This is a genomic window from Staphylococcus sp. OJ82, from assembly GCF_000294465.1.
GTDB classification, from domain to species: Bacteria; Bacillota; Bacilli; order Staphylococcales; family Staphylococcaceae; genus Staphylococcus; species Staphylococcus equorum.
On record NZ_ALPU01000003.1, the window covers coordinates 398,305 to 424,396 of the forward strand.

22 protein-coding genes are annotated in these 26,092 nt (G+C 32.2%); 15 read left to right on the top strand and 7 right to left on the bottom strand.

Annotated elements, in window-relative coordinates; all coding sequences use genetic code 11:
* Window positions 1-28 precede the first annotated feature (28 nt).
* The 6 genes from rpiB to SOJ_RS04140 all read left to right on the top strand — a co-directional run bounded on the left by rpiB (window position 29) and on the right by SOJ_RS04140 (window position 5,052).
* Complete coding sequence (gene rpiB, locus SOJ_RS04115) at window positions 29-475, top strand: ribose 5-phosphate isomerase B (protein ID WP_002506830.1); 447 nt, start codon at window positions 29-31, stop codon at window positions 473-475.
* Window positions 476-784: 309 nt separating this feature from the next.
* Entirely contained in the window at window positions 785-2,035 is a 1,251-nt protein-coding gene (locus SOJ_RS04120; protein ID WP_002506831.1) for a copper resistance CopC/CopD family protein, read from the top strand.
* 15 nt (window positions 2,036-2,050) lie between these two features.
* Window positions 2,051-2,629, top strand: coding sequence for a YcnI family copper-binding membrane protein (locus tag SOJ_RS04125; protein WP_002506832.1), 579 nt, complete (start codon window positions 2,051-2,053; stop codon window positions 2,627-2,629).
* Window positions 2,630-2,775: 146 nt separating this feature from the next.
* Window positions 2,776-3,195, top strand: coding sequence for a DUF2871 domain-containing protein (locus tag SOJ_RS04130; protein ID WP_002506833.1), 420 nt, complete (start codon window positions 2,776-2,778; stop codon window positions 3,193-3,195).
* Window positions 3,196-3,547: 352 nt separating this feature from the next.
* Window positions 3,548-4,579 (top strand): NAD(P)/FAD-dependent oxidoreductase, encoded by a 1,032-nt coding sequence (locus SOJ_RS04135; RefSeq protein ID WP_002506834.1) that lies wholly within the window; start codon window positions 3,548-3,550, stop codon window positions 4,577-4,579.
* 71 nt (window positions 4,580-4,650) lie between these two features.
* On the top strand, window positions 4,651-5,052 hold the full coding sequence (locus tag SOJ_RS04140) for a GNAT family N-acetyltransferase (protein ID WP_002506835.1): 402 nt from the start codon (window positions 4,651-4,653) through the stop codon (window positions 5,050-5,052).
* Between the two features lie 332 nt (window positions 5,053-5,384).
* Here SOJ_RS04140 and SOJ_RS04145 read toward each other — a convergent pair whose 3' ends face one another.
* Complete coding sequence (locus SOJ_RS04145; protein ID WP_002506836.1) at window positions 5,385-6,743, bottom strand: sugar porter family MFS transporter; 1,359 nt, start codon at window positions 6,741-6,743, stop codon at window positions 5,385-5,387.
* A 212-nt stretch (window positions 6,744-6,955) separates the two neighbouring features.
* Window positions 6,956-7,945 carry an acrylyl-CoA reductase family protein gene (locus tag SOJ_RS04150; RefSeq protein WP_002506837.1) on the bottom strand — a complete coding sequence of 330 codons (990 nt, stop codon included), beginning with the start codon at window positions 7,943-7,945 and terminating at the stop codon, window positions 6,956-6,958.
* A gap of 269 nt (window positions 7,946-8,214) precedes the next feature.
* Here SOJ_RS04150 and SOJ_RS04155 point away from each other — a divergent pair, with 269 nt between their 5' ends.
* Both SOJ_RS04155 and SOJ_RS04160 read left to right on the top strand, forming a co-directional pair.
* Complete coding sequence (locus SOJ_RS04155) at window positions 8,215-8,733, top strand: GNAT family N-acetyltransferase (RefSeq protein WP_002506838.1); 519 nt, start codon at window positions 8,215-8,217, stop codon at window positions 8,731-8,733.
* A gap of 281 nt (window positions 8,734-9,014) precedes the next feature.
* Window positions 9,015-9,854: a hypothetical protein gene (locus SOJ_RS04160; RefSeq protein ID WP_002506839.1), complete on the top strand. Its 840-nt coding sequence runs from the start codon at window positions 9,015-9,017 to the stop codon at window positions 9,852-9,854.
* A 103-nt stretch (window positions 9,855-9,957) separates the two neighbouring features.
* Here the strand turns inward: SOJ_RS04160 and SOJ_RS04165 are convergent, their stop codons facing one another.
* Window positions 9,958-11,649 carry a CDP-glycerol glycerophosphotransferase family protein gene (locus SOJ_RS04165; RefSeq protein ID WP_002506840.1) on the bottom strand — a complete coding sequence of 564 codons (1,692 nt, stop codon included), beginning with the start codon at window positions 11,647-11,649 and terminating at the stop codon, window positions 9,958-9,960.
* A gap of 240 nt (window positions 11,650-11,889) precedes the next feature.
* On the opposite strand from SOJ_RS04165, the gene SOJ_RS04170 reads away from it, so the two are divergent.
* A complete protein-coding gene (locus tag SOJ_RS04170) occupies window positions 11,890-13,491 on the top strand; it encodes an L-lactate permease (protein WP_002506841.1) in 1,602 nt (533 codons plus the stop codon).
* A gap of 212 nt (window positions 13,492-13,703) precedes the next feature.
* Here SOJ_RS04170 and SOJ_RS04175 read toward each other — a convergent pair whose 3' ends face one another.
* Complete coding sequence (locus tag SOJ_RS04175; protein WP_002506842.1) at window positions 13,704-14,855, bottom strand: glycosyltransferase family 4 protein; 1,152 nt, start codon at window positions 14,853-14,855, stop codon at window positions 13,704-13,706.
* 389 nt (window positions 14,856-15,244) lie between these two features.
* Here SOJ_RS04175 and mqo point away from each other — a divergent pair, with 389 nt between their 5' ends.
* Window positions 15,245-16,723, top strand: coding sequence for a malate dehydrogenase (quinone) (gene mqo / locus SOJ_RS04180; protein ID WP_002506843.1), 1,479 nt, complete (start codon window positions 15,245-15,247; stop codon window positions 16,721-16,723).
* A gap of 89 nt (window positions 16,724-16,812) precedes the next feature.
* Here mqo and SOJ_RS04185 read toward each other — a convergent pair whose 3' ends face one another.
* Window positions 16,813-18,180, bottom strand: a complete 1,368-nt coding sequence (locus SOJ_RS04185) for a sensor histidine kinase (protein WP_002506844.1) — start codon at window positions 18,178-18,180, stop codon at window positions 16,813-16,815.
* A complete protein-coding gene (locus tag SOJ_RS04190) occupies window positions 18,173-18,847 on the bottom strand; it encodes a response regulator transcription factor (RefSeq protein WP_002506845.1) in 675 nt (224 codons plus the stop codon). Before SOJ_RS04190 ends, SOJ_RS04185 begins: the two co-directional genes overlap by 8 nt.
* A gap of 155 nt (window positions 18,848-19,002) precedes the next feature.
* On the opposite strand from SOJ_RS04190, the gene SOJ_RS04195 reads away from it, so the two are divergent.
* Window positions 19,003-20,055 carry an ABC transporter permease gene (locus SOJ_RS04195; protein WP_037539436.1) on the top strand — a complete coding sequence of 351 codons (1,053 nt, stop codon included), beginning with the start codon at window positions 19,003-19,005 and terminating at the stop codon, window positions 20,053-20,055.
* Complete coding sequence (locus SOJ_RS04200) at window positions 20,055-20,723, top strand: ABC transporter ATP-binding protein (RefSeq protein WP_002506847.1); 669 nt, start codon at window positions 20,055-20,057, stop codon at window positions 20,721-20,723. The genes SOJ_RS04195 and SOJ_RS04200 overlap by 1 nt, the downstream gene beginning before the upstream one ends.
* Window positions 20,724-21,093: 370 nt before the next feature.
* On the opposite strand, the gene SOJ_RS04205 is transcribed toward SOJ_RS04200, so the two are convergent.
* Window positions 21,094-22,065, bottom strand: coding sequence for a YdcF family protein (locus SOJ_RS04205; protein WP_002506848.1), 972 nt, complete (start codon window positions 22,063-22,065; stop codon window positions 21,094-21,096).
* A 216-nt stretch (window positions 22,066-22,281) separates the two neighbouring features.
* On the opposite strand from SOJ_RS04205, the gene SOJ_RS04210 reads away from it, so the two are divergent.
* The 3 genes from SOJ_RS04210 to SOJ_RS04220 all read left to right on the top strand — a co-directional run bounded on the left by SOJ_RS04210 (window position 22,282) and on the right by SOJ_RS04220 (window position 26,001).
* Entirely contained in the window at window positions 22,282-22,746 is a 465-nt protein-coding gene (locus SOJ_RS04210) for a MarR family winged helix-turn-helix transcriptional regulator (protein WP_002506849.1), read from the top strand.
* A 399-nt stretch (window positions 22,747-23,145) separates the two neighbouring features.
* A complete protein-coding gene (locus tag SOJ_RS04215) occupies window positions 23,146-24,537 on the top strand; it encodes a zinc ribbon domain-containing protein (RefSeq protein WP_002506850.1) in 1,392 nt (463 codons plus the stop codon).
* A 252-nt stretch (window positions 24,538-24,789) separates the two neighbouring features.
* Window positions 24,790-26,001, top strand: coding sequence for a multidrug effflux MFS transporter (locus SOJ_RS04220; RefSeq protein ID WP_002506851.1), 1,212 nt, complete (start codon window positions 24,790-24,792; stop codon window positions 25,999-26,001).
* The last annotated feature ends 91 nt before the right edge of the window (window positions 26,002-26,092 follow it).

A 26,092-nucleotide genomic window follows, 5' to 3' on the forward strand; every position in this document is an offset into this window, starting at 1 on the left:
GTAGCTAAATCTATAAGGAGGAATTAGTATGAAAATAGCAATTGGTGCAGACCATAATGGTTATGAATTAAAAGAAGCGGTTAAAGTTCATGTCGAACAATTAGGACATGAGGTAGAAGATTTTGGTTGTCATCAATGTGCAGAAACTGACTATCCAGATGTAGCTGCTGAAGTAGGTAAAAGCATTCAACAAGGACAAAACGAAAGAGGCATCTTAATTTGTGGTACGGGGATTGGCGTAGCAATCACCGCTAATAAACTCAAAGGCATTCGTGCAGCGCTTGCACATGATTATTACTCTGCAGAACGTGCACAATTAAGTAATAACGCACAAATTTTGACAATGGGCGCTCAAATTGTTGGCATAGAAGTCGCTAAAAAGAATGTTGAAGCTTATCTCAATGTAACTTGGGAAGGCGGTTCACAGCGTAAAGTGGATAAAATAGACCAAGTTGAAAATAATGAAAACAACTAAAATATAATTTGAAATCAATTCATATATTAAAAAAGCTCATTCCCAATCACAACAATTTGGGAATGAGCTTTTTATTGTTTAGAGAGGAAATGAGTGATATTTATTTTGTAAAAATAAAAGCATCATACTTTAAAAGATAGCATTGTACAAATCAATAACATGTAATAAATTGATTGCAAGTATATAACATGAATTAAAATAATTAATGTAAATGATATGTCTGAAAAATGACAATTAATAATTAATATTGTGAATAAACTTTGAATTTAATATGATGAGAAGTACAAGACATAAGTAGGGGGATTTGTCGTGCAACTGTCTATAAGATTTCCTAAAGCGACGATGTCTATATTTTTCATCACTATAATCATAGTGTTTATGGCATTAACGCAACAAGTGTCAGCACATGCTACACTTGAAAAAGCAACGCCAAACGCGAACAGCGTTGTAAATGAACAACCAGGAGAAATTGAACTACAATTTAATGAACCAGTACACGCACAATATTCGAGTATGCAAATTTTTGATGATACTGGAAGTGAAATTGCTGAAGTGAAACCGAGTACAACGGGTTCTTCACAGACATTATCATTTCCTGTGGATGAGTTAGAAAAAGGAACACATAATGTAAAATGGCAAACAATGTCAGCAGATGGTCACGAGATAAGCGATACGTTTGAATTTTCAATTGGTAAAGAAACTGCTAATGGAATTGATACGACACCACCATTTTATGAAAAAGCAGATTTTTGGTTTGGAGCATTACGCTTTATAACTGAAGGACTCATTATTACATTATCAGGCCTATTTCTAGTAAATCAATTGGCAAGTAGAAAAGGGTTATTAACATTTCAGTCTAATCAATATATTAAACCTATTGTATGGATGCTTATGATGCTATCAGTAATGACTGCTTTAGTTTATATGATGACACTTTCTTCAGATGTTGTTTCTGATGTATTATCATTACAAACAGCAGCGCTAATACAAGTGCCATTTGTCTTAACGATGGTGGCCATTATAGTATTGTTAGGGCTATTTACATTGAAACACATGTCACAGAGTTGGTATGTATTCATAACAATGTTAATGCTAATCACATTGAGTATGTCTGGACACGCATGGTCTCAAAGCGTGCCTATTTGGTCGATTTTAATTAGAACAGTACATATAGGCGGGATGTCACTTTGGTTAGGTGCATTGATTTATTTACTCCTTGTCATACGTGCGAAATCAAATCAGAGTAGCCATGCTATCAGAGCATTTTTATTGAAATTAAATACGATTGCAGTAGCACTTATTATAATTTCTGGCGTATTGATGTCTATAGACCAAACAAATATATTAGCTATTTGGACTAATATACAAACATGGAGTGCATTGCTCATCGTTAAAGTGGTATTAACGCTCATCATGATGACACTAGGATTTTATCAAACGACACGAGCGTTAGGAAAACAACATCGCGCAAATAAAGTAACATTGTATATTGAATTAATTATGGGAATTATATTGATATTAGTTGGTGTAATTATGAGTCAAATCAATATTCCAGGATAAAGGGAGATAAAAATTATGTTTAAACAAATTATGGCAGCAATCGTCGCATGTATCATTGTAGTGGGCTTTTCTAAAAGTGCAGATGCTCACGTAACGCTAAATCCAGATACGAGTGAACCGGGTTCATATGAAAAGTATGATGTCAGAGTTCCAGTCGAAAAAGATGCAAATACGACTAAAATTGAATTAAAAGTACCGAAAGAACTTACAGTAGTTGGTGTTGAACCTAATGATCAATTTGATCATAAATTAACTAAAGATGATGATGGTAATATTACGAAAATTACTTGGACGGCAAAAGATAAAGGCATTGGCCCAAATGAATTCATCGATTTACCAATCCAAGTGGCGAATCCTGAAAAAGAAGGCGAATTTAAATGGGATGCTTATCAAACATACGATGATGGTGAAACTGTTAAATGGACAGGAGAGGAAGATGCAGAAAAACCTGCACCTATTACTAAAGTAGCTAAGGGGAACGAAGATACTGCTGGAAGCAGTCAATCTAATAATGGCCCAATAGCACTATGGATTGTATCTATTGTTGCCATCATTTTGTCGTTAGTAGCAATCTTTAAAAAGACAGCTAAATAAAATAGGTGTATAAAGTTATTTAATAAAATAAATAAAAAGACGAGTCATCTTAAAAATATGACTTGTCTTTTTAATGAGTAAGTTTGTTGAATTGTCACTGTAATTTTTTAAAAAATATCCTATAATAGCTATAAGGAGGAGTCTCGATGCGCAGAATATTGTATGCTTTTTTAGTCTATACAATCTTAGGTTTACTAAGTGGGTTTTATTATCGTGAATTAACGTTAGCGTATGATTTTACTGGTGAAACACAACTTGTAGTTGTACACACACATACGTTGATATTAGGTATGTTTATGCATCTTATTTTATTACCTGTAACAAAAGTCTTTAATTTAAGTAGTTATTATCTATTTAATTGGTTCTACATTATATTTAACCTAGGTGTATTAACAACAATAGGGATGATGTTTACTAAAGGGACATATCAAGTCATAGGTAAAACAGTACCAGAATCATTTGCAGGATTTGCTGGTATCGGACATACAATTTTAACAGCAGGATTTATTTTATTATTCTTCTTGTTAAAAGGTGCAATTATCAAAGATCCTAAAAATGAAAAATAAATTGTAATGCTACATTAAGTATGATCATAAATTTAAAAAGAATCTGGGAGATAAGTACATGTCCCAGATTCTTTCATTATATTAGCAGTGGCTGACTGAATTGAAAAAGCACTTCAGCTTTTATACGTCATTTCTAATCAGCTTTGCCGGGGTGGTTCCACTCCTTTATTTTCTAGATGAGAAACTTCGTTAATAAAGTATAATCTAAGAAAAATGACCGTATCGTTATATCCATTTTAAGTATACAAATTAATGTAAAATGTACTAGAAATAACAGCGTTTCCATTGATAATCATTATCATTTCAAGCATAATAGTATCAAGAGAAAAGATAGATTTTGGGAGGATTCATTATGAATGACGTTATAATTATTGGTGGTGGACCAGCAGGATTGTACGCAAGTTTCTATGCGGGTTTACGAGGTATGAGTGTTAGAATTATTGATATACAAGATAAACTTGGTGGGAAAATGCATGTTTACCCTGAAAAAATTATATGGGACATTGGCGGTTTAGCGCCTAAACCATGTGGCGAAGTAATTAAAGATACGGTTACACAAGGTTTACATTTTAATCCTGAAGTCAATTTGGAAGAACGTGTCTTAGACATTAGAAAAATAGCGGAACAACATTTTGAAATTGAAACGGATAAGCATAATATTTATGACGCCAAATCTGTCATCATTGCAATAGGCGGTGGTATTATTAATCCTAAGCAATTAGATATCAAAGATGCAGAGCGCTATAAACTAACGAATTTACATTATGTAGTACAATCATTGAAAAAGTTTAAAAATAAAAACGTATTGATTTCAGGCGCTGGGAATTCTGCATTAGATTGGGCAAATGATTTAAGTGGTTATGCCAAAAGTGTCACACTAATTTATCGTAAAGCAGATATTAAAGGTTATGAGGCAATGAAAGATGTGTTGGATAAATTAGAAGTTGAAAAATTACCTAACACACATATTCATCAACTTATTGGTGATTCTACACAAACTAAAATTGAACAGGTTATTTTAGAAAATACAGAAACGAAAGAACAAATTGCTAAAACATTTGATGAAGTAATTATTAGTCATGGCTTTGATCATGAAAACACATTACTAGAAGAATCTTCAACTCAAGTTGATATGTTTAACGAATATAGTATTAAAGGTTTTGGCAATACATCTACGAGTATTGAAGGGCTGTATGCATGTGGTGATATTATCTATCACGAGGCAAAAGCACATCTTATTGCTAGTGCATTTAGTGATGCAGCTAATGCCGCAAACTTAGCTAAATTATATGTCGAGCCTAAAGCCACACCTGAGGGTTATGTATCTAGTCACAATGATGTGTTTAAAGAATCAAATAAAGTGGTTATGAAAAAATATCTATAAAACAAAAGTAAGCTAAGAAGCTATGTGATATGGTAAATGTTACATAGTCTTTTTTTAGGAGTTGTTCGTAAATGATAGAAATAAAGCACAAAGCCCCAGCAGTTTCAGAGTATCGAAATTTACGCAAAATAGCAGGATTGAGTGAGAAATCACAAAAAGCAGCAGCAAAAGGTTTAGCTAATGCTTGTTTTGATGTATCAATTTATGATAATCAATTGCTTATTGGCATGGGGAGGGTGATTGGCGATGGTGGGACAGCGTTTCAAATTATTGATATAGCTGTTAATCCTAATTATCAAGGGCAAGGCTATGGCAAGTTGATTATGACAAATATTATGGCGTACATTTCTGCTGAAGCTGAACAAGGCACATATGTCAGTTTAATTGCTGACTATCCAGCAGATCAGCTATATGCACAATACGGTTTTATAACGACAGAACCGCATTCGGCAGGGATGTATCGAAAATATTAAAATATAATAAAGTTGGCTCAGCTAATAACATAAAAACACTTTCATTGAATACATTTTAATATGTATTCAACGAAAGTGTTTTTCTATGAAAAGAGTCATTTATTCACTAATTTTTAATATATTTATTTCTTTTGCCTTAATATGATGAATAATTTTTTATTTGAAAAATGGTAGTGATTTGCTCCTACTCCTGACTAGCTAATAAAGCAATAACCGATACAGGATGAAGTTGTGCACACAGAAAACGCGAACAAAAAAGCTGACGACAAAATCGTAAGATTTTGTCGTCAGCTATGAGGTGAAACTGATGTCAGCGTTTTTATATAATGAAATTATTTTGTTTCATTTATATTTGCTTCGTTTGCATTTGTTCTAGTACGTAATTCCGCTTCAATTTCTTCTAAGCTACGTCCACGAGTTTCTGGTAAGTATTTAATAACAAAGATTAAAGCTACAATACCAACAGCTGCGAATATTAAGAATACTTGTTCTACTGGTAATACTTCAGTCAAGAGTGGGAAGAATTGTGCAACTAATAAACTACCAATTGACAATACTAATGCTGCCAGACCCGTTGCTGCACCACGTGCACGCATTGGGAATAATTCTGGTAACATAACCCATAGTACTGGTCCCCAAGTGAAACCAAAGAATATAATAAATAGAGTTAAACAAGCAACAATAATCCAAGCTGATGATTGAATTCCCATTGACCATATTAAGATAGCCATGATTAATAATGAAGCAACCATACCGATATTACCGATAATTAATAGACGTTTACGGTCAATTTTATCAATAATATTAATAGCGACAATTGTAACTACCACGTTCACTGCACCGATGCCGACTGTACCTAAAATAGAAGTAGCATCTCCTAATCCAGCTTTACTAAAAATAGTAGGTGCATAGTAAATAATCGCGTTAATACCTATGATTTGTTGCAGTAAGGCAAACACACAACCAATTAACAGAGTAGGTCTTAACCAAGCTGATTTTAAGACATTCCAAGTGCTGTCTGAAACCTTGTTGATTTCTTTCATATCAGCAATTTCTTTATCTATTTCGTTATGTTTAAATGTTAATTTCATAACGTCTCGAGCAGCTTTTTCGCTTCGATGTTCAAGTAACCATCTTGGACTTTCAGGCATAAATGCTACACCGATAAGCAAGATGATAGAAGGTACAATAGCAAGACCTAACATCCATCTCCAGCCTTCAATTGGTGTGAAAGCGTAGTTGATTAAATATGATGATAAAATACCAATTGTAATCATTAATTGGTTTAATGAACTTAATGATCCACGTTGTTCTGTTGGTGCCATTTCAGATAAGTATACTGGAACGATTGCGGTAGAACCACCAACGGCTAAACCAATAACTAGACGACCAAGCACTAAGATTTGCATTGATGGTGCTAATGCTAGTATTAATGCTCCGACAATGTAAATGATTGCTATGATAAACACAACACGTCTACGTCCAAGTCTGTCGGACATTGGTCCACTCGCTCCCGAACCAACAATTGCCCCAACAAGCATAGATGAAACGACTAAACCTTCTGTAAAACTATTTAAAGGAATATCATCTTTTATAAATAATAAAGCACCAGATATGACTCCCATGTCATAACCGTAGAGTAATCCACCTAAGGCACCAAGGAAAAAGATGAGTTTCTTATTTATTTTCATTCCCAAACCCTCCTGATTTAATTCGATAGATATAAGTATACGCTTTCATATATTGGTTGTAAATATTAAAGTATAAGATTTTTATTAATTCATATGTGTTTATATCAAACGGAATATTTTCTATATGTGAATAAAAATGAATTTATATTTAAAATGCAAAAACCCCTACTTCAAAATATGAATTGAAGTAGGGGTAAGGAATTGTTGTTTTACTATGCTTCGAAATCGATTACGATACGGCCAGAATTGTTATGTTCAAGGACTTTTTTAATACTATCTTCGATATTGCTAAATTTGATTACTTGTTTAATTTCGTGTAAATGATCTGGTTTTAAGTCTCTAGCTAATCGACGCCAAATATGTTTACGTTGTTTCATTTCAGTATAAACTGAATCAATACCTATAATACTAGTACCTCTTAATATGAAAGGAAATACTGAACTATCAAATTTATGACCACCAGTCATACCGATTACTGCGATACTTCCATTATAATCTATTTGTTTGATAATCTGAGATAAGCTTTCGCCACCTACAGGATCAATTGCTCCTTGCCAAGTACGTTTGCCAAGGAGTTTATTATCAGTTTCGCTAATACGAGGTATAACTTCTTTTGCACCGAGTGATTTAAGTTTTTCTTCAACATCTGATTTACCTGTGCTCGCTACAACATCAAAGCCAATAGAATCTAACATCATAACAGCAAGTGTTCCAACACCACCTGTAGCACCACGTACAAGTACGTCATCTTTTTCAACTGAAAGTCCGTTACGCTCTAATTTCTCTATTGCTAATCCTGCTGTATAACCAGCTGTTCCGTAAATCATAGCCTCTTCCAGTGTTAAATCTTTAGGTAATGGCACGATCCATTCTTCTTTGACACGAGCATATTCACTAAATCCACCATAATGACTGCTCCCTAAATCGTAACCTGTTACGATTACTTCTTCGCCAGGTTCGAATGCATGCGTATCAGAATGTTCTATTACACCTGCTAAATCAATACCTGGAACCATTGGATAAGTATTAACAACTTTTGAATTTTCAACCGTTGCTAATGCATCTTTATAATTGATACCTGAGTACTTAACCTTAATCAGCACTTCACCTTCTGGAAGGTCATCTATAGTTATATCTTTAAATTGATTTGTTACTTTGCCGTCCTGTTCGTCGACCACAAAAGCTTTAAATGATTCAGTCATTGCCTTAGGGCACTCCCTTATGTATATATTTATGCACAATTAAAAAACTAGAATCAACTTTATCACGTAATTGCAAATTACACAATAAGGCTAGACATAAGGTTTTAGAAGTAAGCGCTTCAAAGTAAAAACTTTTGGTTTTGTTACAAGATGAGAATTATTGTAAATATACTCTTTCGAAAATGGCAGAATTATGAAAAATTTATAGTAAAATTATCCTTATTTTAGTATAATAAATAACAAATATTAATAGAAATAGAGGTGGAATCATGACCCACTGTATTGAACATGTTAAACAATCTGAAGTTAACATGTTGAGAGATTTGTGTATGACAACGTTTAGAACAACATTTGAGGAGGGAGAATATTCTGATGAAGATTTCAAACATTACTTTAATGAAGCATATGCTGTCGAACAACTAAAAAAAGAGTTACTAAATAAAAATTCATTCACTTACTTTTATAAAGAGAATAATAAAGTTATTGGCTATTTTAAATTGAATATTAATGACGCTCAAACGGAAGCTATGGGTAATGAATATCTTGAACTACAACGTATTTATTTTTTACCTCAAGCGCAAGGTAGTGGTAAAGGTAAAAGTGTCTTTGATTTTGCAGTGGCTAAAGCAAAAGATCTGAACAAATCAAAGCTTTGGTTAGGTGTATGGTTGCATAATACGCAAGCTTATCGATTTTATCAAAAACAAGGGCTTGCAGTGACTGGAGAACATCAATTTTATACAGGTTCTATTATCGATACGGATTTAATTATGGAGAAATATTTATAAATAGCATGAATTGGATCAAATAAATTAATGGAATAATTAAGTAACAATTTAAATATCGTAAATTAAGTTAATTTATTAAGCTGATAATAATGTAAATTAAAGTTTTGAAGTTTTTAGTTCTCATTAAATTTATATTTTCTTTCAAAAGAATTTTGACAAAAGATGTTTATTTTTAAATTTATAGTGAATAACATACTAATTCTCATCTAACTTATTGGCAAATTAATACATATGGCTAAACTATTAAGTTATGAGTATTAAAACATAAGGAGGTTTTCTATATGAAAAAATTATTAGCAGGGGCGTTGACACTATCTTTAGCTTTAGCTGCTTGTTCAAATGGTGGCGATGACGAAAGTAATAACAAAGACGATAGTTCAGATGACAAAAAATCTAGCGACGACCAATCAAAAGATTCTAAGAATGATGACAAGAAGAGCAATGATAGCTCTGACAAAGATTCAGATAGTAAATCTGGTGACAGCAATTCAAGCGATGATGATAGTTCTGATAGCAACAGTAATAGTGACTCAGATAGTAATAGTTCATCAAGCGACAGTGGAAATGCTTCAGATAGCAATGATTCAAATTCAAATGATAGTAATGGCGCTAACAGTTCTAATAGTGGCGATAGTGCTAATAGTTCAAGTGATGCAAATTCTAATAGCAATGCAACTAACAGTGGTAGTAACGCTAATGGTTCTGCAGATAGTGCAAATGCAAACGGAGCAAATGGTAATGCGAATGCAAACAATGATGCATCAAACAATGCGAATACAAACAATGGTACAGCAAATTCAGGGACATCAGAATATGTACCACCGTACCAAGGACAAAATGCGGTTCCAGTTTCACAAAATATTTCGTCAGGAACTGTTGATAATCAAGCCGCATTACAGAATTTACCTAACTTCCAAAACTCATTAAATAATGCAATGGCAGAAGTTAACTCAATTAATGGTCAATCTAATCCTTATAATGATTATGCCATTGAAGGAAGCGAAGGTAATTATAGTTATATCTTTAGTTTCCAAAATCAAGCTGAACCAGGAACATACGCAATTGCTACAGTAGATCAACAAGGAACTGTACGAGTTGTAGATCCAGCTTATCATCAATAATCAATTGAAGTAGTAATCATACACACAAAAAAAGGCTAGGAGCTCTCATTACTGTAATGAGATTTCCTAGCCTTTTTATTATATGATTAACGATATTTCTATATTAGTTATATGTTTTATTACACTTTTTAATAATATGAGACAGTGTTTCAAAAGCATGATTATCTTTATTGATAAAGGGATTGGAATGAATCTCTGTCATTTGATGACTAATTAAATCATTTAACAAAGCCTTAGCATCACTATATCTAACAGTAGCTAATGAATGCATAACTTCATCATAGACCCCACGTTCAGCAATATATTTAGCGTGATTTGGTGTGTACTGACAAACAGTTTTATTAATTGTTAATGCATCAAAAATAATAGAAGAATAGTCTGTGAGTACAATGTCTGAAACTAATAATAAGTCTTGAACTTCTATATGTGGCGGTGCAAGAATTGCATTTTCAGGAATATAAGAAGCTTGATCTTCAATATGTCCTTTAAATATAACATTATATTTATTGAGTAATCCGTCACTAATAGGTAATAGATCTGAATCATCTTGGTGAGATTTCCATGTTGGCGCATAAAGTAAAGTTTCTTTTTCAGGGTCTAACTTCAATTCTCGTTTAATAAAAGAAATATAATGGTGATCCGTTTGTTTATCTAGCAAATATCTGATTCTAGGATAACCACAGTTTAAAATATGTGTTTGTTGTTGTGGAAAAGCAGATTTGAAATATTCAATAATGGATTCACTATCGCACACAAAATAATCTTGCTGTAACCATTTATTATATTTACGTGCTCGGTAATTGTAAATATTTAGATTTTGTGATGGTTCATTACTATCTAAAAACAGTTTTTTAATAGGTGTACCGTGCCAAAGTTGAATAATAGTTCCATTAGGTTTTAGTGTATCAGGAATATTACTTTCTAATATCACTACACATGCGCTTTCTATAAGATCTTTTGCTTTTGGATCATCTGGCTTGATGAAGTTTGGACCATTGACATCATCGGTTATAAAATATATTGGTAATTTTGAAAAATGTTTAGCAAAATGATTGAACAAGTAACGAGAGTTACCTCTAAAACCATAATCAAAGCCTAAGAATACAATATGATTTTTAACTTTTGACGGGTTTTTTTCATATATATAGCTTTTCTCTCGATGCTTTTTAACTGACTGGCGTTGCACAATATTGAAAAACCAATGGGGCATTTTGAAACCTGTAGCATTCAACCATTTATCAGTAAAACGCATTTGTTCAGGCGCCAATGTTTCATTCATTTTAAATGGAAGCCCATGTTTATGTTCATATGCCAATTTATTTAAATTAAATTTTGTCGTATTCAATGGTGTCAGTTGGTGTATATCCTTCCATATCTTGCTACTTGTAGTAAATGACTGACTGAAATCAAAAATGACATGACTGTCAGTAACAACATCATCTTGCAGTAGTGATATTAAGGCTAAGTCAAATAAATTTTGTATATTAAATTCATCTAAAATACGCTGCGTTGTTTCTATATGGAAAATGATGTTTGGATAGTGATTAATATTTTCTACCCAGTCATTAAATGTAATCTCTAATTTACCAAAATAACGACAATCATTTATGTATTGTTGGTTAACAGTATAGTCAGATACAATCGTGCAAGGCTTCAAATTAACTGCCTCAATCATATTTGGGTGTATTTTTATACTGTTGTTAATTACAACAAAATGTGTATAATCTTCTAGTGTTGCTTTTTTTAGTTGAGTTTCTAAATGTTGCCACTCAACTAATTCAATTTGTTTTATCATTAATATCCCTCTACTTAATCATTATTGTTACTATTTTACCACGGAGTGCACTTGAGATAAATGAATCCCTTGCAGAGCAGGTTTTAAAATTTTAAACTTCGTGTTACCCTAGAAAAAATAAGGAAAGTTTTAAAAAGTATATTGTATTTAATACAGAAAATGTTATAATTTCATTGTGAAAAAAATCACAATAACGAACTATCTCAATATAAATTTAAATAGAAAGAAGTAGTGAAGCAAATGTTTGTAGAAACTTTTAACCCCTTTAACAATGTATTAGTCTCATCTATCATTGCAGCGATTCCTATTATTTTATTCTTGTTATGCTTAACTGTATTTAGAATGAAAGGGATATATGCGTCAATTACTACTGTAGTCGTTACATTAATCATTGCAATATTGTGTTTTAAACTACCAGTAAGTATTGCTTCTGGTGCAGTTGTCGAAGGATTTTTCCAAGGTATCATACCTATTGGTTATATTGTTATCATGGCAGTATTATTATATAAAGTTACAACTGAAACAGGGCAGTTCCAAACTATCCAAGATAGTATATCTAGTATTTCACAAGACCAACGTATCCAATTATTACTTATTGGTTTTGCGTTTAATGGATTCTTAGAAGGCGCTGCAGGTTTTGGTGTGCCAATTGCAATATGTGCTCTTTTACTTACTCAACTTGGTTTCGCTCCATTACAAGCAGCGATGTTATGTTTAATTGCAAATGCTACAGCAGGGGCGTTTGGTGCGATTGGTTTACCTATCACTGTAATTAACACTTTAGGATTACCAGAAGATATTACAGGTATGGCAGTATCGCAAATGTCTACGCTCACTTTATTTATTATGAATATGGCAGTACCATTCCTATTAATATGGATTATTGATGGTTTCAAAGGTATTAAAGAAACGTTGCCAGCCATCTTAATTGTAAGTATTACTTATACAGTATTACAGGCTGTAATTACATTATTTGTTGGACCTGAATTAGCAGATATTATTCCACCATTAGGTGCAATGTTAGCATTAGCTTTATTTTCTAAAAAATTCCAACCAAAACATATCTTTAGAATTAATAAAGAAGAAAAACCACAAGAAATTGACCAACATAAAGCAAAAGAAATTGTTTATGCATGGAGCCCGTTTTTCATTTTAACAGTATTTGTAATGATATGGAGTGCACCAAATTTCAAAGCACTGTTTGAGCCAGGTGGCGCATTAGAAGCGTTCGTCTTTAACATCACATTGCCGGGCACTTATAGTGAGATTGCAAATAAAGCAATTAGTCTTCCATTAAACATAATTGGTCAAACAGGTACAGCCATTCTTTTAGTAATAATTATTACTATTTTAATGTCTAAACGTGTTGGTTTTGCTGATGGTGGTCGACTATTTAAACTTTCATTTAAAGAACTTTGGTTACCAATTATCACAATATGTTTTATCTTAGTAATTTCAAAACTTATGACGTATGCAGGATTAAGTAATGTAATTGGTGAAGGTATTGCAAAAACAGGCGCTATATTCCCATTACTATCTCCAATTTTAGGTTGGATTGGTGTCTTTTTAACTGGATCAGTGACAAATAATAATACGTTGTTTGCGCCGATTCAAGCAGCTGTTGCAAATAATATAGGAGCAAGTGGCGCGTTACTCGTTTCTGCCAATACTGTTGGTGGTGTAGCAGCGAAACTTATATCTCCACAATCTATTGCAATCGCAACTGCATCTGTACAACAAGTTGGTAAAGAATCTCAATTGTTGAAAATGACATTACGCTATAGTATTGCGATGCTCGTCTTCATATGTATTTGGACATTTATCTTGAATTTCTTTATCTAGAAATAAATAATATTTAGCTGTCGACAGAGTTCAGACTTTGTTGACAGTTTTTTGTTTTACGTAGATAGATCTAATTTATATAAATCTATAATTATTTGCCTAAATCAAAGTTTTATCTTGTAGTCTTCGATGAAAGATTGACCCGAATCACGATAGATATTTAACTATAAAAAAGATGTTGGAGTATAAATTGATATGCTCCAACATCTTTTTTATTTTGAATTAAGCATATTTGAAAACTGTTGATAAACAGCCTCAGGTGCATAAGTAGCTACGGTCTTGAAACCATTTTCTATAAGGACTTGTTCTTTGAATTCTTGATTGATTAGCCTACGCAGTTTATTCGACAATTCAGTCACGTTCTTATGATCTATTAAATAACCATTCACGTTATTTTTAATAATAGAATCGGGCCCAGCGTTCCCACTAAAGCTTACTACAATATTACTTTGGTTCATGGCTTCTAAGATAACCATGCCGAAACCTTCGTTACGTGAAGGAACCACTGTAATTTCACTAATTGCTAATTGTTCATTTAATTGTTGCGTTGAACCTTGTAGTAAAACAATATCTGATAAGTCATATCGATCAATAAGTTGTTGTAATGCATCTCTTTCTTGTCCTTCTCCAAAGATGTGTACTTTATAGCCAAATTTTCTGACGATATGCTGAATGGGATTAATACTATCAATGAGTATGTCGAATCCTTTTTCATATTCTAAACGGCCAGCTGCAGTAATGACTTTTTCTTTTGTTTTATTAAGTCTAGGTTCATCTAAAATATTTGGAACAACATAAACAGGTGTTTGAATATAAGATTGATATTTAATTTTATCTACAGTAGTAAGTGTAGTCACTTTATCTAAAGCGGTATATGCATCAATGATTTCTTGTTGAAATGCTTCAGGATGGGCTTCAAAATTCATATGCTCCATGCCGATAGTTTCAATGTTGTTTTGTGCATATTTTGCAATCAATATATTAAAACTGGCTCTAGTCCCGATTAAAACGTCTGTATCAATTTTACGGATGGATTTAATCATCTTTTTCTCTATATAACGTGAAAACTGGTTTAAACCTGGTTCATTTTTTGAAAGTACTTTAGGTTTAGAAAATGAAGTGTATTTATTAATACGGTTAAAAAGTAAATTTTTGAAATTTTTAGGGTGCAACTGATAATTGATTAAAGGTTTTATAACGATAGAATCATGGAGTTCGAAATAAGGTTTTAAATCACCTTTAAATATAGAAATGATTTCGACTTTATGACCTTTTTTAGCCAGTGTATTAGCTAATTGTGAAATAGATTTTACAGTACCTCCCATGGCATAGATATTATGCATGAAAAAAGTGATTGATTTCATCGGAAAACCTCCAAATGTTTCTTAACTTAAATTAGAATTCATTATATCATGAAATGTATAATGTGTTTTTATTAGTAGTATCAAACTTATTTCAGTATTTAAAAAGCATTTTAACGTCTTTTTAGAAGATATAATAGATCTTTTAACTAACAGTTTGGTTAACACATATTAACAAAATTTGTGTAGAATTACTGAAAGCCCTTTTTTCATAGGGCGATTACGTATATAATTAGAGAAGTATAAAGATATATTTCGTTATTTTTACATTTTAATCAATAATAACGGCAAGGTTTTTTATTTTTTAGTTATAGAAAACGCTTCATCCACTTTTCTAAAAGGATAAAGATAACGTTTCTATAAACATATATAAAAGGGGGACTGTGTTTGTTATGAGCACAAAACATAGCAAAACAGATGTCATCTTAATCGGTGGCGGTATCATGAGTGCAACATTAGGAACTATATTAAAAGAACTCGCACCAGAGAAAGAGATTAAGATGTATGAAAGGTTATCTACGCCAGCAGAAGAAAGTTCTAATGGTTGGAACAATGCGGGTACGGGTCACTCTGCATTATGTGAGTTGAATTATACAAAAGAAAATAAAGATGGTTCAATAGATATAAATAAGGCTGTAAAAATTAATGAACAATACCAAGTTACTAAACAATTTTGGAATTACTTAGTTAAACAAGGTCAACTTACGCAACCTGAAGCATTTATTAAACCAGTACCTCACATGAGTTTTGTACAAGGCGTCCGTAACGTAGATTTCTTAAAAAGACGTGTAGACAGATTAAACAAAAATATTCTATTCAGTAATATGGAAATTACTGATAATAAAGATAAAATAGCTGATTGGGTACCATTGATGATGGAAGGTCGTACATCTCATGTACCAGTGGCAATGAGTTATGATAAAACTGGTACAGATGTTAACTTCGGTGCATTAACTAAAAAGTTATTTGAAAACTTAGAAGAAAAGCAAGTTGAATTAAATTATGAACATGAAGTACAAGATCTTAAACAACGTGAAGACGGTGTTTGGGAAATGAAAGTTAAAGATTTACAAACAGATATCGTGACATTTGTTGAAAGTGATTTCGTGTTCATCGGTGCTGGTGGTGCAAGTTTACAATTGCTACAAAAAACAGGTATTAAAGAATCCAAACATGTTGGTGGGTTCCCTGTAAGTGGTTTGTTCTTAGTATGTAAAGATGAATCAATTACAACGCAACATCTTGCTAAAGTATATGGAAAAGCTTCAGTAGGAGCACCACCAATGTCAGTACCACATTTAGACACACGTTACATAGATGGAAAACGTACAATATTATTTGGTCCATTTGCTGGATTTTCACCTAAATTCATGAAAACTGGTTCAAATATGGACTTAATTAAGTCTGTGAAACCAAACAACTTAATTACAATGCTGTCTGCAGGAATTAAAGAAATGAGTTTAACAAAATATTTAATTTCACAACTTACCCTTTCAAATGAAGAGCGTATGGAAGACTTACGTCAATTTGTTCCTAATGCTAAGAGTAAAGATTGGGAAATTGTTGTAGCTGGTCAACGTGTGCAAGTTATCAAAGATACAGAAAATGGTAAAGGAACATTGCAATTTGGTACCGAAGTTATAACTTCTGAAGACGGTTCATTGTCTGCATTGTTAGGTGCGTCGCCTGGTGCTTCTACAGCAGTAGATATCATGCTTGATATGCTTAAACGCTGCTATGGTGAAGAATTTAAACAATGGGAAGACAAAGTGAAAACAATGGTGCCTTCATATGGCATGAAACTATCAGATAATGAAGCACTTTATACGAAATTGAATGAAGAAATTACGAAAAATTTAAAAATAAATTAATATTGCTTTGGCATTGATATGATAATAAGCAATGAAAATAAGCGCACGGTTAATCTAGTATCATACTAGGCTAACCGTGCGCTTTTAATTTAACTTTTACGGATTTCGATAGAGAATGTAGTGCCCTTATTTTTTTCGCTTACTATGGATATCGTACCCCCATGTAGTTCAAAAATGGCCTTAGCAATAGCAAGGCCTAAGCCATTACTATTGTCATGATTACTTGCTTTATAAAAACGTTCGAACAAACGTGATTGTGTTTCTTCAGTCATACCCTGACCATCGTCTGTAATTGTACACTTAATAGAATCTAAATCCTGCTTAAGTATAATATCTATTGTGCCGCCTTGAACTGAATATTTAATGGCATTTGTAATGAGGTTTTGGAATGCTTGATGTAATAAGCGTTCGTTACCAACCATTTCAATATTTTCTAAATCTGACATGATGATTAAATCTTTTTCATTGGCAGAAAATTGTTCATGGCGAATAATTTGTTTTAAAAGTTGATTAAGTTCAATGTGATCTTTAAATTCAAGATGTGCACCATTATCAATTTCGGATAACAATAAAAGTTCTTTTGTTAATTCGCTAAGTTGTGTAGTGATTTGGTAAATATCATCAATATAGCGCTCACGTTCCTGATCGCTCTTAGCAAATTTGAGCTGATCAAGTAGATGATGAACATGTGTCAATGGTGTTTTGATTTCATGAGAAACGTTCTGAACGAAATGTTGTCTCATATCATCTAATTGTTTTAATGAAAGTCTCATCTTATCAAATCGATATTGTAACGTGCCTAATTCATCTTTACGCGTGATTTTAATTGCTGTATCAAAATTACCTTGCATAAGACGTTCTGTCGCGTTTTTCAATTGTTGAATGGGTTTAATTAATGTATAAGTTGAAGAAATAACTAGGATGATAGAGATAATAAGTAATAACGATATTAGTATCGCTAAGAATATTCTAAATTCACTAAATGTTTTACCAATATCAGGTCTCATGAAGACGGCATAGTTTTGACCTTCGGATTCAAAAGCAATACCTACTGTATTTTGAGTAGTATTTTCAAAAAAACCAGTAATAATAGGTGTGTAAGGTAAATTTTTAATACCATGATAATCTTTACCGTTTAATACACTTTGAACATCTTGTTGTGCTATATTATCTTTTCTGAATGCTTCACCATAGTATGTTCTTTTTCCATTTTCTGAAATAGTCATAATTTGGTAATTCATTTCACCTAAATGTTTGAAAAATGGTGGATGACTATCAATTTTTGATTCTTTTTGATATTCCATTGAATCTTTTAAAGTACGCATAATTTTTGCGTCATTATTTTCTTTCAAAAAATTATGATAAATAATATTTGTACATAAAAAACTGACTACTGCACTGAAGAGCATAACAACAATAGTATACACTGCAATGCGTGTATAGAGTGATTTAAACATGATCATCCACCTTATAACCCAATCCACGCACTGTATGAATTGTTACTGATGCTTCCAATTTTTCAAGCCTTTTTCTAAGGCGTTTAATGTGAACATCGACAGTGCGTTCATCACCTTCATAATCAAATCCCCATATTTTTTCTATTAAATCATCACGATTAAAAACTTGTCTTGGATGAGAAGCAAGGATAAATAGCAATTGGAATTCTTTATTAGGCAAATTCATTGTTTTAGAAGCTGTCTGTAATTCTAAATACGCTTGATTAAGCGTCAGGTTGCCAATAGTAATTTCACTATTAGCATTTATATTATAGCGCTTCAGCACAGCTTTAATTCTGAAAATGAGCTCTTTTACTTCGAAAGGTTTCGTGACATAGTCATCTGTGCCTGTTAAATAAGCTTGTTCTTTATCACTTAGCGCATCGCGCGCAGTTAACATGATAACTGGCATATCGTAATCTTCTTTTAAAATTTTACAGAGCTCAAAACCGCTCATGCCACCCATCATAATATCTACAATGGCAATGTCTACTAGATTTGATTCTAGATAGGACAGTGCGTCTTCAGCGCTTGATTGCGTAATTGTTTCTAATCCTTCACGACGAATATAATTAGAAACATACTCTAATATTTTTTTGTCATCATCGACAATAAGACAAGTTGTCATGGGCAATGTCTCCTTCTTCATTTTATTGTCATTATAAACGTTACTCATAGACTTCACAAATAACAAAAGTTTTTAAAAAATGAACATAAGTTCATATTGAGTTCACATAAGGAGGATAAACTCTAGATATAAGTTTTGGAGAAGGAGTGGAAATGATGAAATTAGCATGGCAGGAGATAAAATATTATAAATTCCGTTATATTTTAATTATGTTAATCATTTTATTACTAGGTATTATGGTTCTATTTATTAGCGGATTAGCACAGGGGTTAGCAAGAGAAAATATATCGATGTTAGACAATATGAAAACTGAAAAATATGTTTTACAGGACAATAAGCAACCACAAATTGAGAAATCAATTATCAAACCAGAACAACAAAAGAAAATAGAAGATATCACAAACCAAGAACCATTAAAATTAGCGTCACAAACATTAAAAATTGATAAAACCGAAGAAGATGTTGTGATGATTAATACAGTGAATAATGACAAGCCTGAATTGGCAGAAGGTAGTTATCCAACAAAAGATAATGAATTTGCAATTAATAGTAAGCTCACTGCAGAAGGTATAAACGTTGGTGACATGGTTGAAGTTAAAGATGGTAAAGAATTAAGAGTATCAAGTGTTATCAACGATACGATGCATTCACATAGCTCAGTCGTGATGATGAGTGATAGTGGCTTCGACAATTTGAACAAACAAGTGAGTACAGTTTATCCTGTTAAAGACTTAACAAGTAAACAACAAGATGAAATAAATAAAATCTCAGATGTCAAAGTATTTACACAAGATGATATTACAAGTGAAATACCAAGTTATCAAGCAGAGCAAGCGCCATTAAATATGATGATTGTAAGTTTATTCGTGATTTCAGCGATCGTACTTAGCGCATTCTTCTATGTTATGACGATTCAAAAAATACCAGAAATCGGTATCTTAAAAGCAATTGGCATCAAAACAAAACATTTATTAAGTGCATTATTAATTCAAATATTAATTACTACTATGATCGGTGTGTTAATTTCTGTAGGATTTGTGAGTGGTTTATCATTAATTATGCCCGTATCCATGCCATTCCATGTAACACTATCTAATCTATTATTAGTTGTAGGCGTATTTATTGTAGTGGCAATTATAGGTGCAGTATTATCGTTCATTAAACTGTTTAAAGTAGACCCTATTGAAGCAATTGGAGGTGGAGAATAATGAGTTTACAAGTAAAAGATATTAAAAAAACATTTGGTAAAGGTCCATCAGAAACGCCTGTATTAAAAGGAATAAACTTTGAAGTAAATGATGGAGAATTCGTAATATTAAATGGTGCATCAGGTTCAGGTAAGACAACATTACTTACTATTTTAGGTGGATTACTCTCACAAAATAGTGGTGACATTTTGTATAATGGTTCTCCATTATATGCAGGAGATAAAAAAGCATCAGAATTAAGATTGAATGAAATTGGATTTATATTCCAATCTTCACATTTAGTGCCTTATTTAAAAGTGAAAGCACAATTAACGACAATAGGTAAAGAAGCTGGGATGTCTAAAAATGATGCGAATCAAAGAGCGGAAATGTTATTAAAACAAATAGGATTAGAACACCGTTTAAATGTATTTCCACATATGTTATCTGGTGGGGAGAAACAACGTGTAGCGATTATGAGAGCATTGATGAACAATCCTAAAATTATACTTGCGGATGAACCTACAGCAAGTTTAGATGCAGAACGTGCAACTGAAGTTATTCACATGATTAAAAATCAAATACAAAGTAAAAAAATGATAGGTATAATGATTACCCATGACAAACGATTATTTCAGTATGCAGACAGAGTAATTGAATTAGATAATGGTGTAATAGTGAATTCATAACCCATAAAAGTCTAATTCCTTTTGAAGCGCTTGGGAGATAAAAATAATAAATAACCTTTTTAGAACGGGGAGAAGGGAATGGGACAGAAATTTATTTTTTTTCAATGAAATTTCGTTGTATGAGCCATCCCGACACAGCTGACTGTTAAATGGAATATAAGGGCCGAAGCGCTTTTTAAATTCAGTCAGCCACTGCCAATAAAAATAAGAGGCTGAGACATGTGATATGTCCCAGCCTCTTATTTTTTACGTTCTTATTCACCTTATGTTTAGTACTATTAATAAATACTTAATACTATGTCACGTTGATCTATTTGCTAAATTGATATTTTTAATCGATTTAAAGCTGGTTGTTTTTAACATTATATGTCTAAGAAGTAGGGATGTGCCACAATGCAAAAATACAAGCAAAAAATAATGTAGCAAAGTAAACTGTAAGCAATAACTTGTATTGATACATTAATGCTAAAAAGTCTCTAATTAAGGCAATTTCAAAAAAGTGATAAGGTGTATGACTTCCTACGCCTTTTAATTTAAGGTCTAACTTTTGGCCGAAGCGGACTGCACGCATAATATGAAATTGACTTGTGACACAGACAATCTTAGGTTTTGTATTGAATGACTGCTGTATTAGTGCTTTTGTAAATTTAATGTTTTCATATGTACTCGTAGATGCATCTTCCATTAAAATTTGAGCTGGGTTCACGCCACGATCAACTAAGTAACGAAACATGGCCAAAGCTTCAGATATAGGTTCATCCGGACCTTGTCCACCACTTACGATAAATTGGGTATCTGGTTGTTGATTATACAATTTTAATGCTCGATCTAATCTATTAGCTAACATAGGCGTGACATGTTCATTAAAAATACCCGCACCTAAGACGAGTATCGTATCAAACTTTGCTATATATTTCTGATTTAAATAACAAGAAGCGCAAGATACATAACAAATAAAAGTGAAAATCGCGCTAAAGGCAATCGCTGATAACCATAGGAATACAACATTAAATCCAAAAGGTAGCAAGCTAATGTATGCACAAGCAAGTGTGAAAACGATAATTTTAAAAGATAAGCGATAAAGTCGTTTTAAAAATAGCGCGCTCATACGATACTGCAGTATATGTTTGTGTTTTATATGTACTAATAAGAAACCAATAATCATTACAACAATGATGTCTATAGGGATTTGATGAGAACCAATACGTAAGATAATTACAATATAACCTAATATTACCTGGGAAATAAAAATATTAATATTTGCAAAATATTTAAAATTAAAATACATACTTAAGAAAATAAGTACTATCAGTAAACTACAAAGTAGTGCCAGAATATTCATGTTTCACCCCAGTGTTTTATAGTATATTAAATGTAGTTGAATCCATTAAAATATGCAAATGGATAAAGCGTTAGTATTAATATTAAGCAACATACAATATCCGTAAATGGAAGCATTGTATATTTTAACTTTTATAGACGTTAAAATATTGATACTATTAATATAACAAATTACAAAATGATATTACATACAGTGGAGATTAAAGAGGTGCAACCAATGGTGAAAAATTTAAGTAGTCATATAGAATTCATGGGAGAATTTATAGATGATGTAAATACATTATTAGCTAAATTATTAAAGGCATTAAGAGAAGAATACAATGTATCCAAAGAACAGGCAAACGTTATATTAATGCTTGAAAATGGAAAAGCGATGACTTTAACAGAAATTACAGAACGACAAGGTGTAAATAAAGCTGCCGTCAGCCGAAGAATAAAAAAATTAATTCAAGCTGAGGTTGTACAATGGGATAAATCTGAAGACACAGGAGATCAACGATTAAAATATATTAAATTAACTGAGAAGGGCAAACAGTTTAATAGAAAAAGTAAGTCTATTATAAATGACATAGTCAGTGATATACTGCATGATCTATCAGATGATGAAATTGAACAAGCGCGTTATGTATTAGAAATCATTGATCAAAGGTTGAAGAACTTTAATATTAAACATCATTCGTAACATTAATCAATATAAGTATGATAGGACATATTTAAAAATACATCGAGATTTAATTAGCTAAAGATGAGTCTTATTAAGTGGTTGTTAGCATCCAAGCTAGGGTGACTAGTAGTCTCTTTTAACTTATAAAACATTTAGATATTAATTTTGAAGGTACATTGTTATGAACAATAGACGATTCAGTAAAAGAACAAAGCATTAGACTAAATGCGTATATCAATTTTTAAGCAAGGCACATATAATAAATATTCTAGCTTTAAAATATACTATTAGTATACTTTGATTATGCATGAGTATAGTGATTAATGGAGTATTAATCTGCCATATAGTTTCATCCTATAATGTGTTAAAATAGCGGGATAGTGTAAAAAACAAGGGTAATCGTAAAGAGGTGATAAAATGCAAAAATGTCCGAAGTGTGGAGAAAACATAAGAAATGGGCAGAGAAGGTGTAGTCATTGCGGGTATCGTGCAAAGCAAGGCGATTCAGAAAAAATGACACGCTCTACAAAAACAAATAAAAACACAACCAATATTAACGTACGTAAAGTTATTCCTTGGGGTATTGCATTCTTTATCCTTATCTTACTTATCATTGTTTTTTTCTTGGTAAGAAACTTTAATTCACCTGAAGCGCAATCAGAGATTATAATAAATGCAGTAGATAATAACGATACGCAAAAACTTTCAACTCTTTTGAGTACTCAAAATAACAGTGTTGATGAAAATGAAGCTGATGCTTATATTAAATACATAAAAAATGAAGTTGGAATGGATAACTTTGTGAAAGATGTAAATAGTAAAATTGCGAAATTGAACCAAAATGATACTAAGAATTCAGATTTTGTCACAGCCAAAAATGGAGAAAAAGTTCTGAGAATCAGTAAAAATGGGACTCGCTATTTAATATTTGATAATATGAGCTTTACTGCACCAACTAAAGAAGCGATTGTAAAACCTAAACAAGAAACAATGTATAAATTTAAGGCAGATGATAAGCAAAAAACTGTAGTAGCTGAGAAAAATAAGCCAACTTCTTTAGGTAAATTTATTCCAGGTGATTATACACTTGAAGCTAAGAAAGAAATGTCGAACGGTCAATTCAATGGTCACCTCAAATTCAATTTTAATGACAGTAACAATGAATCAGTTGATGTTACTGAAGACTTTAACGAAGCATATATACAAGTTGAATTAAATGGTGCATCTGAAATAGATACAGATTCAGTTAAAGTTAAAATCAATGACAAAACTTATGATTATGCAAAAGCTAAAGAATTTGGCCCATATCCTAAAACAAAAGATATAACGGTATCTGCTGAAGGACAAGCTAAGAAGAAAACATTTAAATCAGCAGAAACAACAGTGAAAACAGATAACCTCAAAGATAAAACACAAGTCACTTTAAACTTTGATGATGATGAAATCGAGAAGTATGTTGAGAAAAAAGAAAAAGAAGAAAATAGTTTTAGAAATAAGGTGTCTCGTTTTTTCGATGATTACACTGCGGCAATGATTAGTGCACGCAGTCAAAGTGATTTTAATTTAGTATCATCCTATTTAAAGGAAGATAGTGAAAAATATAAGGATACTAAAAAAGACGTTAAATCTAATGAACTATTCTATCTTCAGCAACCACAGATTACTGATATTGTAAAAGAAGGTGATACATTCTATGTTACGGGTCAAACATTAAAAGAAGATGGCCAATATGGTGAAGTAGAATATCAACTTGAAGGTAATGACAAAGCGAATGATTTAAAAGTAGTGAAGTATTCAGAGCAAAGTTAAATATTTAAAAAATTAATGCAAAGCTTATTTTTTAGTCAACTTTGTGGGAGCGATGATAAGAAATCAAATTTCAAATTTTGATTTCTTATCATCGCTCCCTTTGTCTTTTACATATCAATTTAACTACATCTATTTAAAATTGTGTTAGCAAAGGCTATAATAATAGCAATGAATTTTTTCTTATAATGATATGAGATGAAGTGTTAATAAATAGCTAAAAATGCTAGGGCTTCAGCATTGAGGAGAATAGAAATGTCCAATTATCAAGAGCAACATAAGAATTCCTTACTGTTTGTTATTATCTTAGGCGCGTTAACTGCGATAGGCGCATTATCTATTGATATGTTCTTGCCAGGCTTGCCACAGATACAATCAGATTTCAATACAACAACATCTAATTCGCAACTAACTTTATCTTTATTTATGATTGGTTTAGCATTAGGTAATTTATTTGTAGGTCCGATATCAGATTCTATTGGACGAAAGACACCATTAATCGTAGCTATGGCGTTATTTACATTGGCAAGTATAGGTATTATTTTTGTGGATAATATTTGGTTGATGATCGCCTTAAGATTTGTACAAGGATTTTGTGGTGGAGCAGGGGCAGTGATTTCTAGAGCGATATCAAGTGATCTGTATACCGGAAAACAATTAACTAAATTTTTAGCGTTACTCATGTTAGTAAACGGTGTTGCACCAGTATTAGCACCGGCATTAGGCGGTGTCATTCTATCATTTTCTACGTGGCGTATGGTCTTTGTTATATTAACTATATTTGGTCTGCTAATGTTATTTGGAACGATATTTAATATTAAAGAGTCATTGTCAACTGAACAACGAGATAACCCCCATCTCGTTAGTATCTTCAAAGGTTTCAAACAGTTATTAGCTACACCTCGATTTGTATTACCTATGCTTATACAAGGTGTGACATTCGTTATATTGTTTAGTTATATTTCTGCATCTCCTTTTATTGCACAACGTATTTATGACATGTCTGCTCAGCAATTTAGCCTAATGTTTGCATCTGTAGGTATAAGTCTCATTGTTTCTAGTCAATTGACAGGTAAGTTAGTGGATTATATTGATAGACAAGTTCTTTTACGTGTATTAACAATCATTCAATTAGTGGGTGTTGTATGGATAAGCGTTATTTTATACATGCATCTATCTATCTGGCTATTGTTTATAGGTTTTATTGTTCTAGTGGCTCCTGTTACAGGAGTAGCGACATTAGGTTTCTCGATTGCAATGGATGAGAACACAGTCGGCAATGGTAGTGCATCTAGCTTATTAGGGTTAGTTCAATTCTTAATAGGTGGCCTTGTGTCACCACTAGTTGGCGTGATGGGGGAAGATAGTTATATCCCCTATGTCACGATTATATTAATAGTAGGATTATTGTTGATTATACTTCAAATAATAAATTATTATGTATTTAAACGTGTAGCTCCTAAATAGTGAAATTGGATAAAAAGAAAATGAGAAACGGCTGTTAGATTCCTTTGTGGATATCTAGCAGCCGTTTTTATTTTCTATATTATAAAAACAT

Bases quoted from the DNA above. Each gene is read 5' to 3' on its own strand.
- mqo (WP_002506843.1), top strand. From the start codon at position 15,245: ATGAGCACAAAACATAGCAAAACAGATGTCATCTTAATCGGTGGCGGT.
- SOJ_RS04150 (WP_002506837.1), bottom strand. From the start codon at position 7,945: ATGACTGAATCATTTAAAGCTTTTGTGGTCGACGAACAGGACGGCAAA.
- rpiB (WP_002506830.1), top strand. From the start codon at position 29: ATGAAAATAGCAATTGGTGCAGACCATAATGGTTATGAATTAAAAGAA.
- SOJ_RS04140 (WP_002506835.1), top strand. From the start codon at position 4,651: ATGATAGAAATAAAGCACAAAGCCCCAGCAGTTTCAGAGTATCGAAAT.
- SOJ_RS04125 (WP_002506832.1), top strand. From the start codon at position 2,051: ATGTTTAAACAAATTATGGCAGCAATCGTCGCATGTATCATTGTAGTG.
- SOJ_RS04205 (WP_002506848.1), bottom strand. From the start codon at position 22,065: ATGAATATTCTGGCACTACTTTGTAGTTTACTGATAGTACTTATTTTC.
- SOJ_RS04220 (WP_002506851.1), top strand. From the start codon at position 24,790: ATGTCCAATTATCAAGAGCAACATAAGAATTCCTTACTGTTTGTTATT.
- SOJ_RS04130 (WP_002506833.1), top strand. From the start codon at position 2,776: ATGCGCAGAATATTGTATGCTTTTTTAGTCTATACAATCTTAGGTTTA.
- SOJ_RS04175 (WP_002506842.1), bottom strand. From the start codon at position 14,855: ATGAAATCAATCACTTTTTTCATGCATAATATCTATGCCATGGGAGGT.
- SOJ_RS04190 (WP_002506845.1), bottom strand. From the start codon at position 18,847: ATGACAACTTGTCTTATTGTCGATGATGACAAAAAAATATTAGAGTAT.
- SOJ_RS04155 (WP_002506838.1), top strand. From the start codon at position 8,215: ATGACCCACTGTATTGAACATGTTAAACAATCTGAAGTTAACATGTTG.
- SOJ_RS04145 (WP_002506836.1), bottom strand. From the start codon at position 6,743: ATGAAAATAAATAAGAAACTCATCTTTTTCCTTGGTGCCTTAGGTGGA.
- SOJ_RS04200 (WP_002506847.1), top strand. From the start codon at position 20,055: ATGAGTTTACAAGTAAAAGATATTAAAAAAACATTTGGTAAAGGTCCA.
- SOJ_RS04215 (WP_002506850.1), top strand. From the start codon at position 23,146: ATGCAAAAATGTCCGAAGTGTGGAGAAAACATAAGAAATGGGCAGAGA.
- SOJ_RS04195 (WP_037539436.1), top strand. From the start codon at position 19,003: ATGAAATTAGCATGGCAGGAGATAAAATATTATAAATTCCGTTATATT.
- SOJ_RS04135 (WP_002506834.1), top strand. From the start codon at position 3,548: ATGAATGACGTTATAATTATTGGTGGTGGACCAGCAGGATTGTACGCA.
- SOJ_RS04170 (WP_002506841.1), top strand. From the start codon at position 11,890: ATGTTTGTAGAAACTTTTAACCCCTTTAACAATGTATTAGTCTCATCT.
- SOJ_RS04185 (WP_002506844.1), bottom strand. From the start codon at position 18,180: ATGTTTAAATCACTCTATACACGCATTGCAGTGTATACTATTGTTGTT.
- SOJ_RS04160 (WP_002506839.1), top strand. From the start codon at position 9,015: ATGAAAAAATTATTAGCAGGGGCGTTGACACTATCTTTAGCTTTAGCT.
- SOJ_RS04210 (WP_002506849.1), top strand. From the start codon at position 22,282: ATGGTGAAAAATTTAAGTAGTCATATAGAATTCATGGGAGAATTTATA.
- SOJ_RS04165 (WP_002506840.1), bottom strand. From the start codon at position 11,649: ATGATAAAACAAATTGAATTAGTTGAGTGGCAACATTTAGAAACTCAA.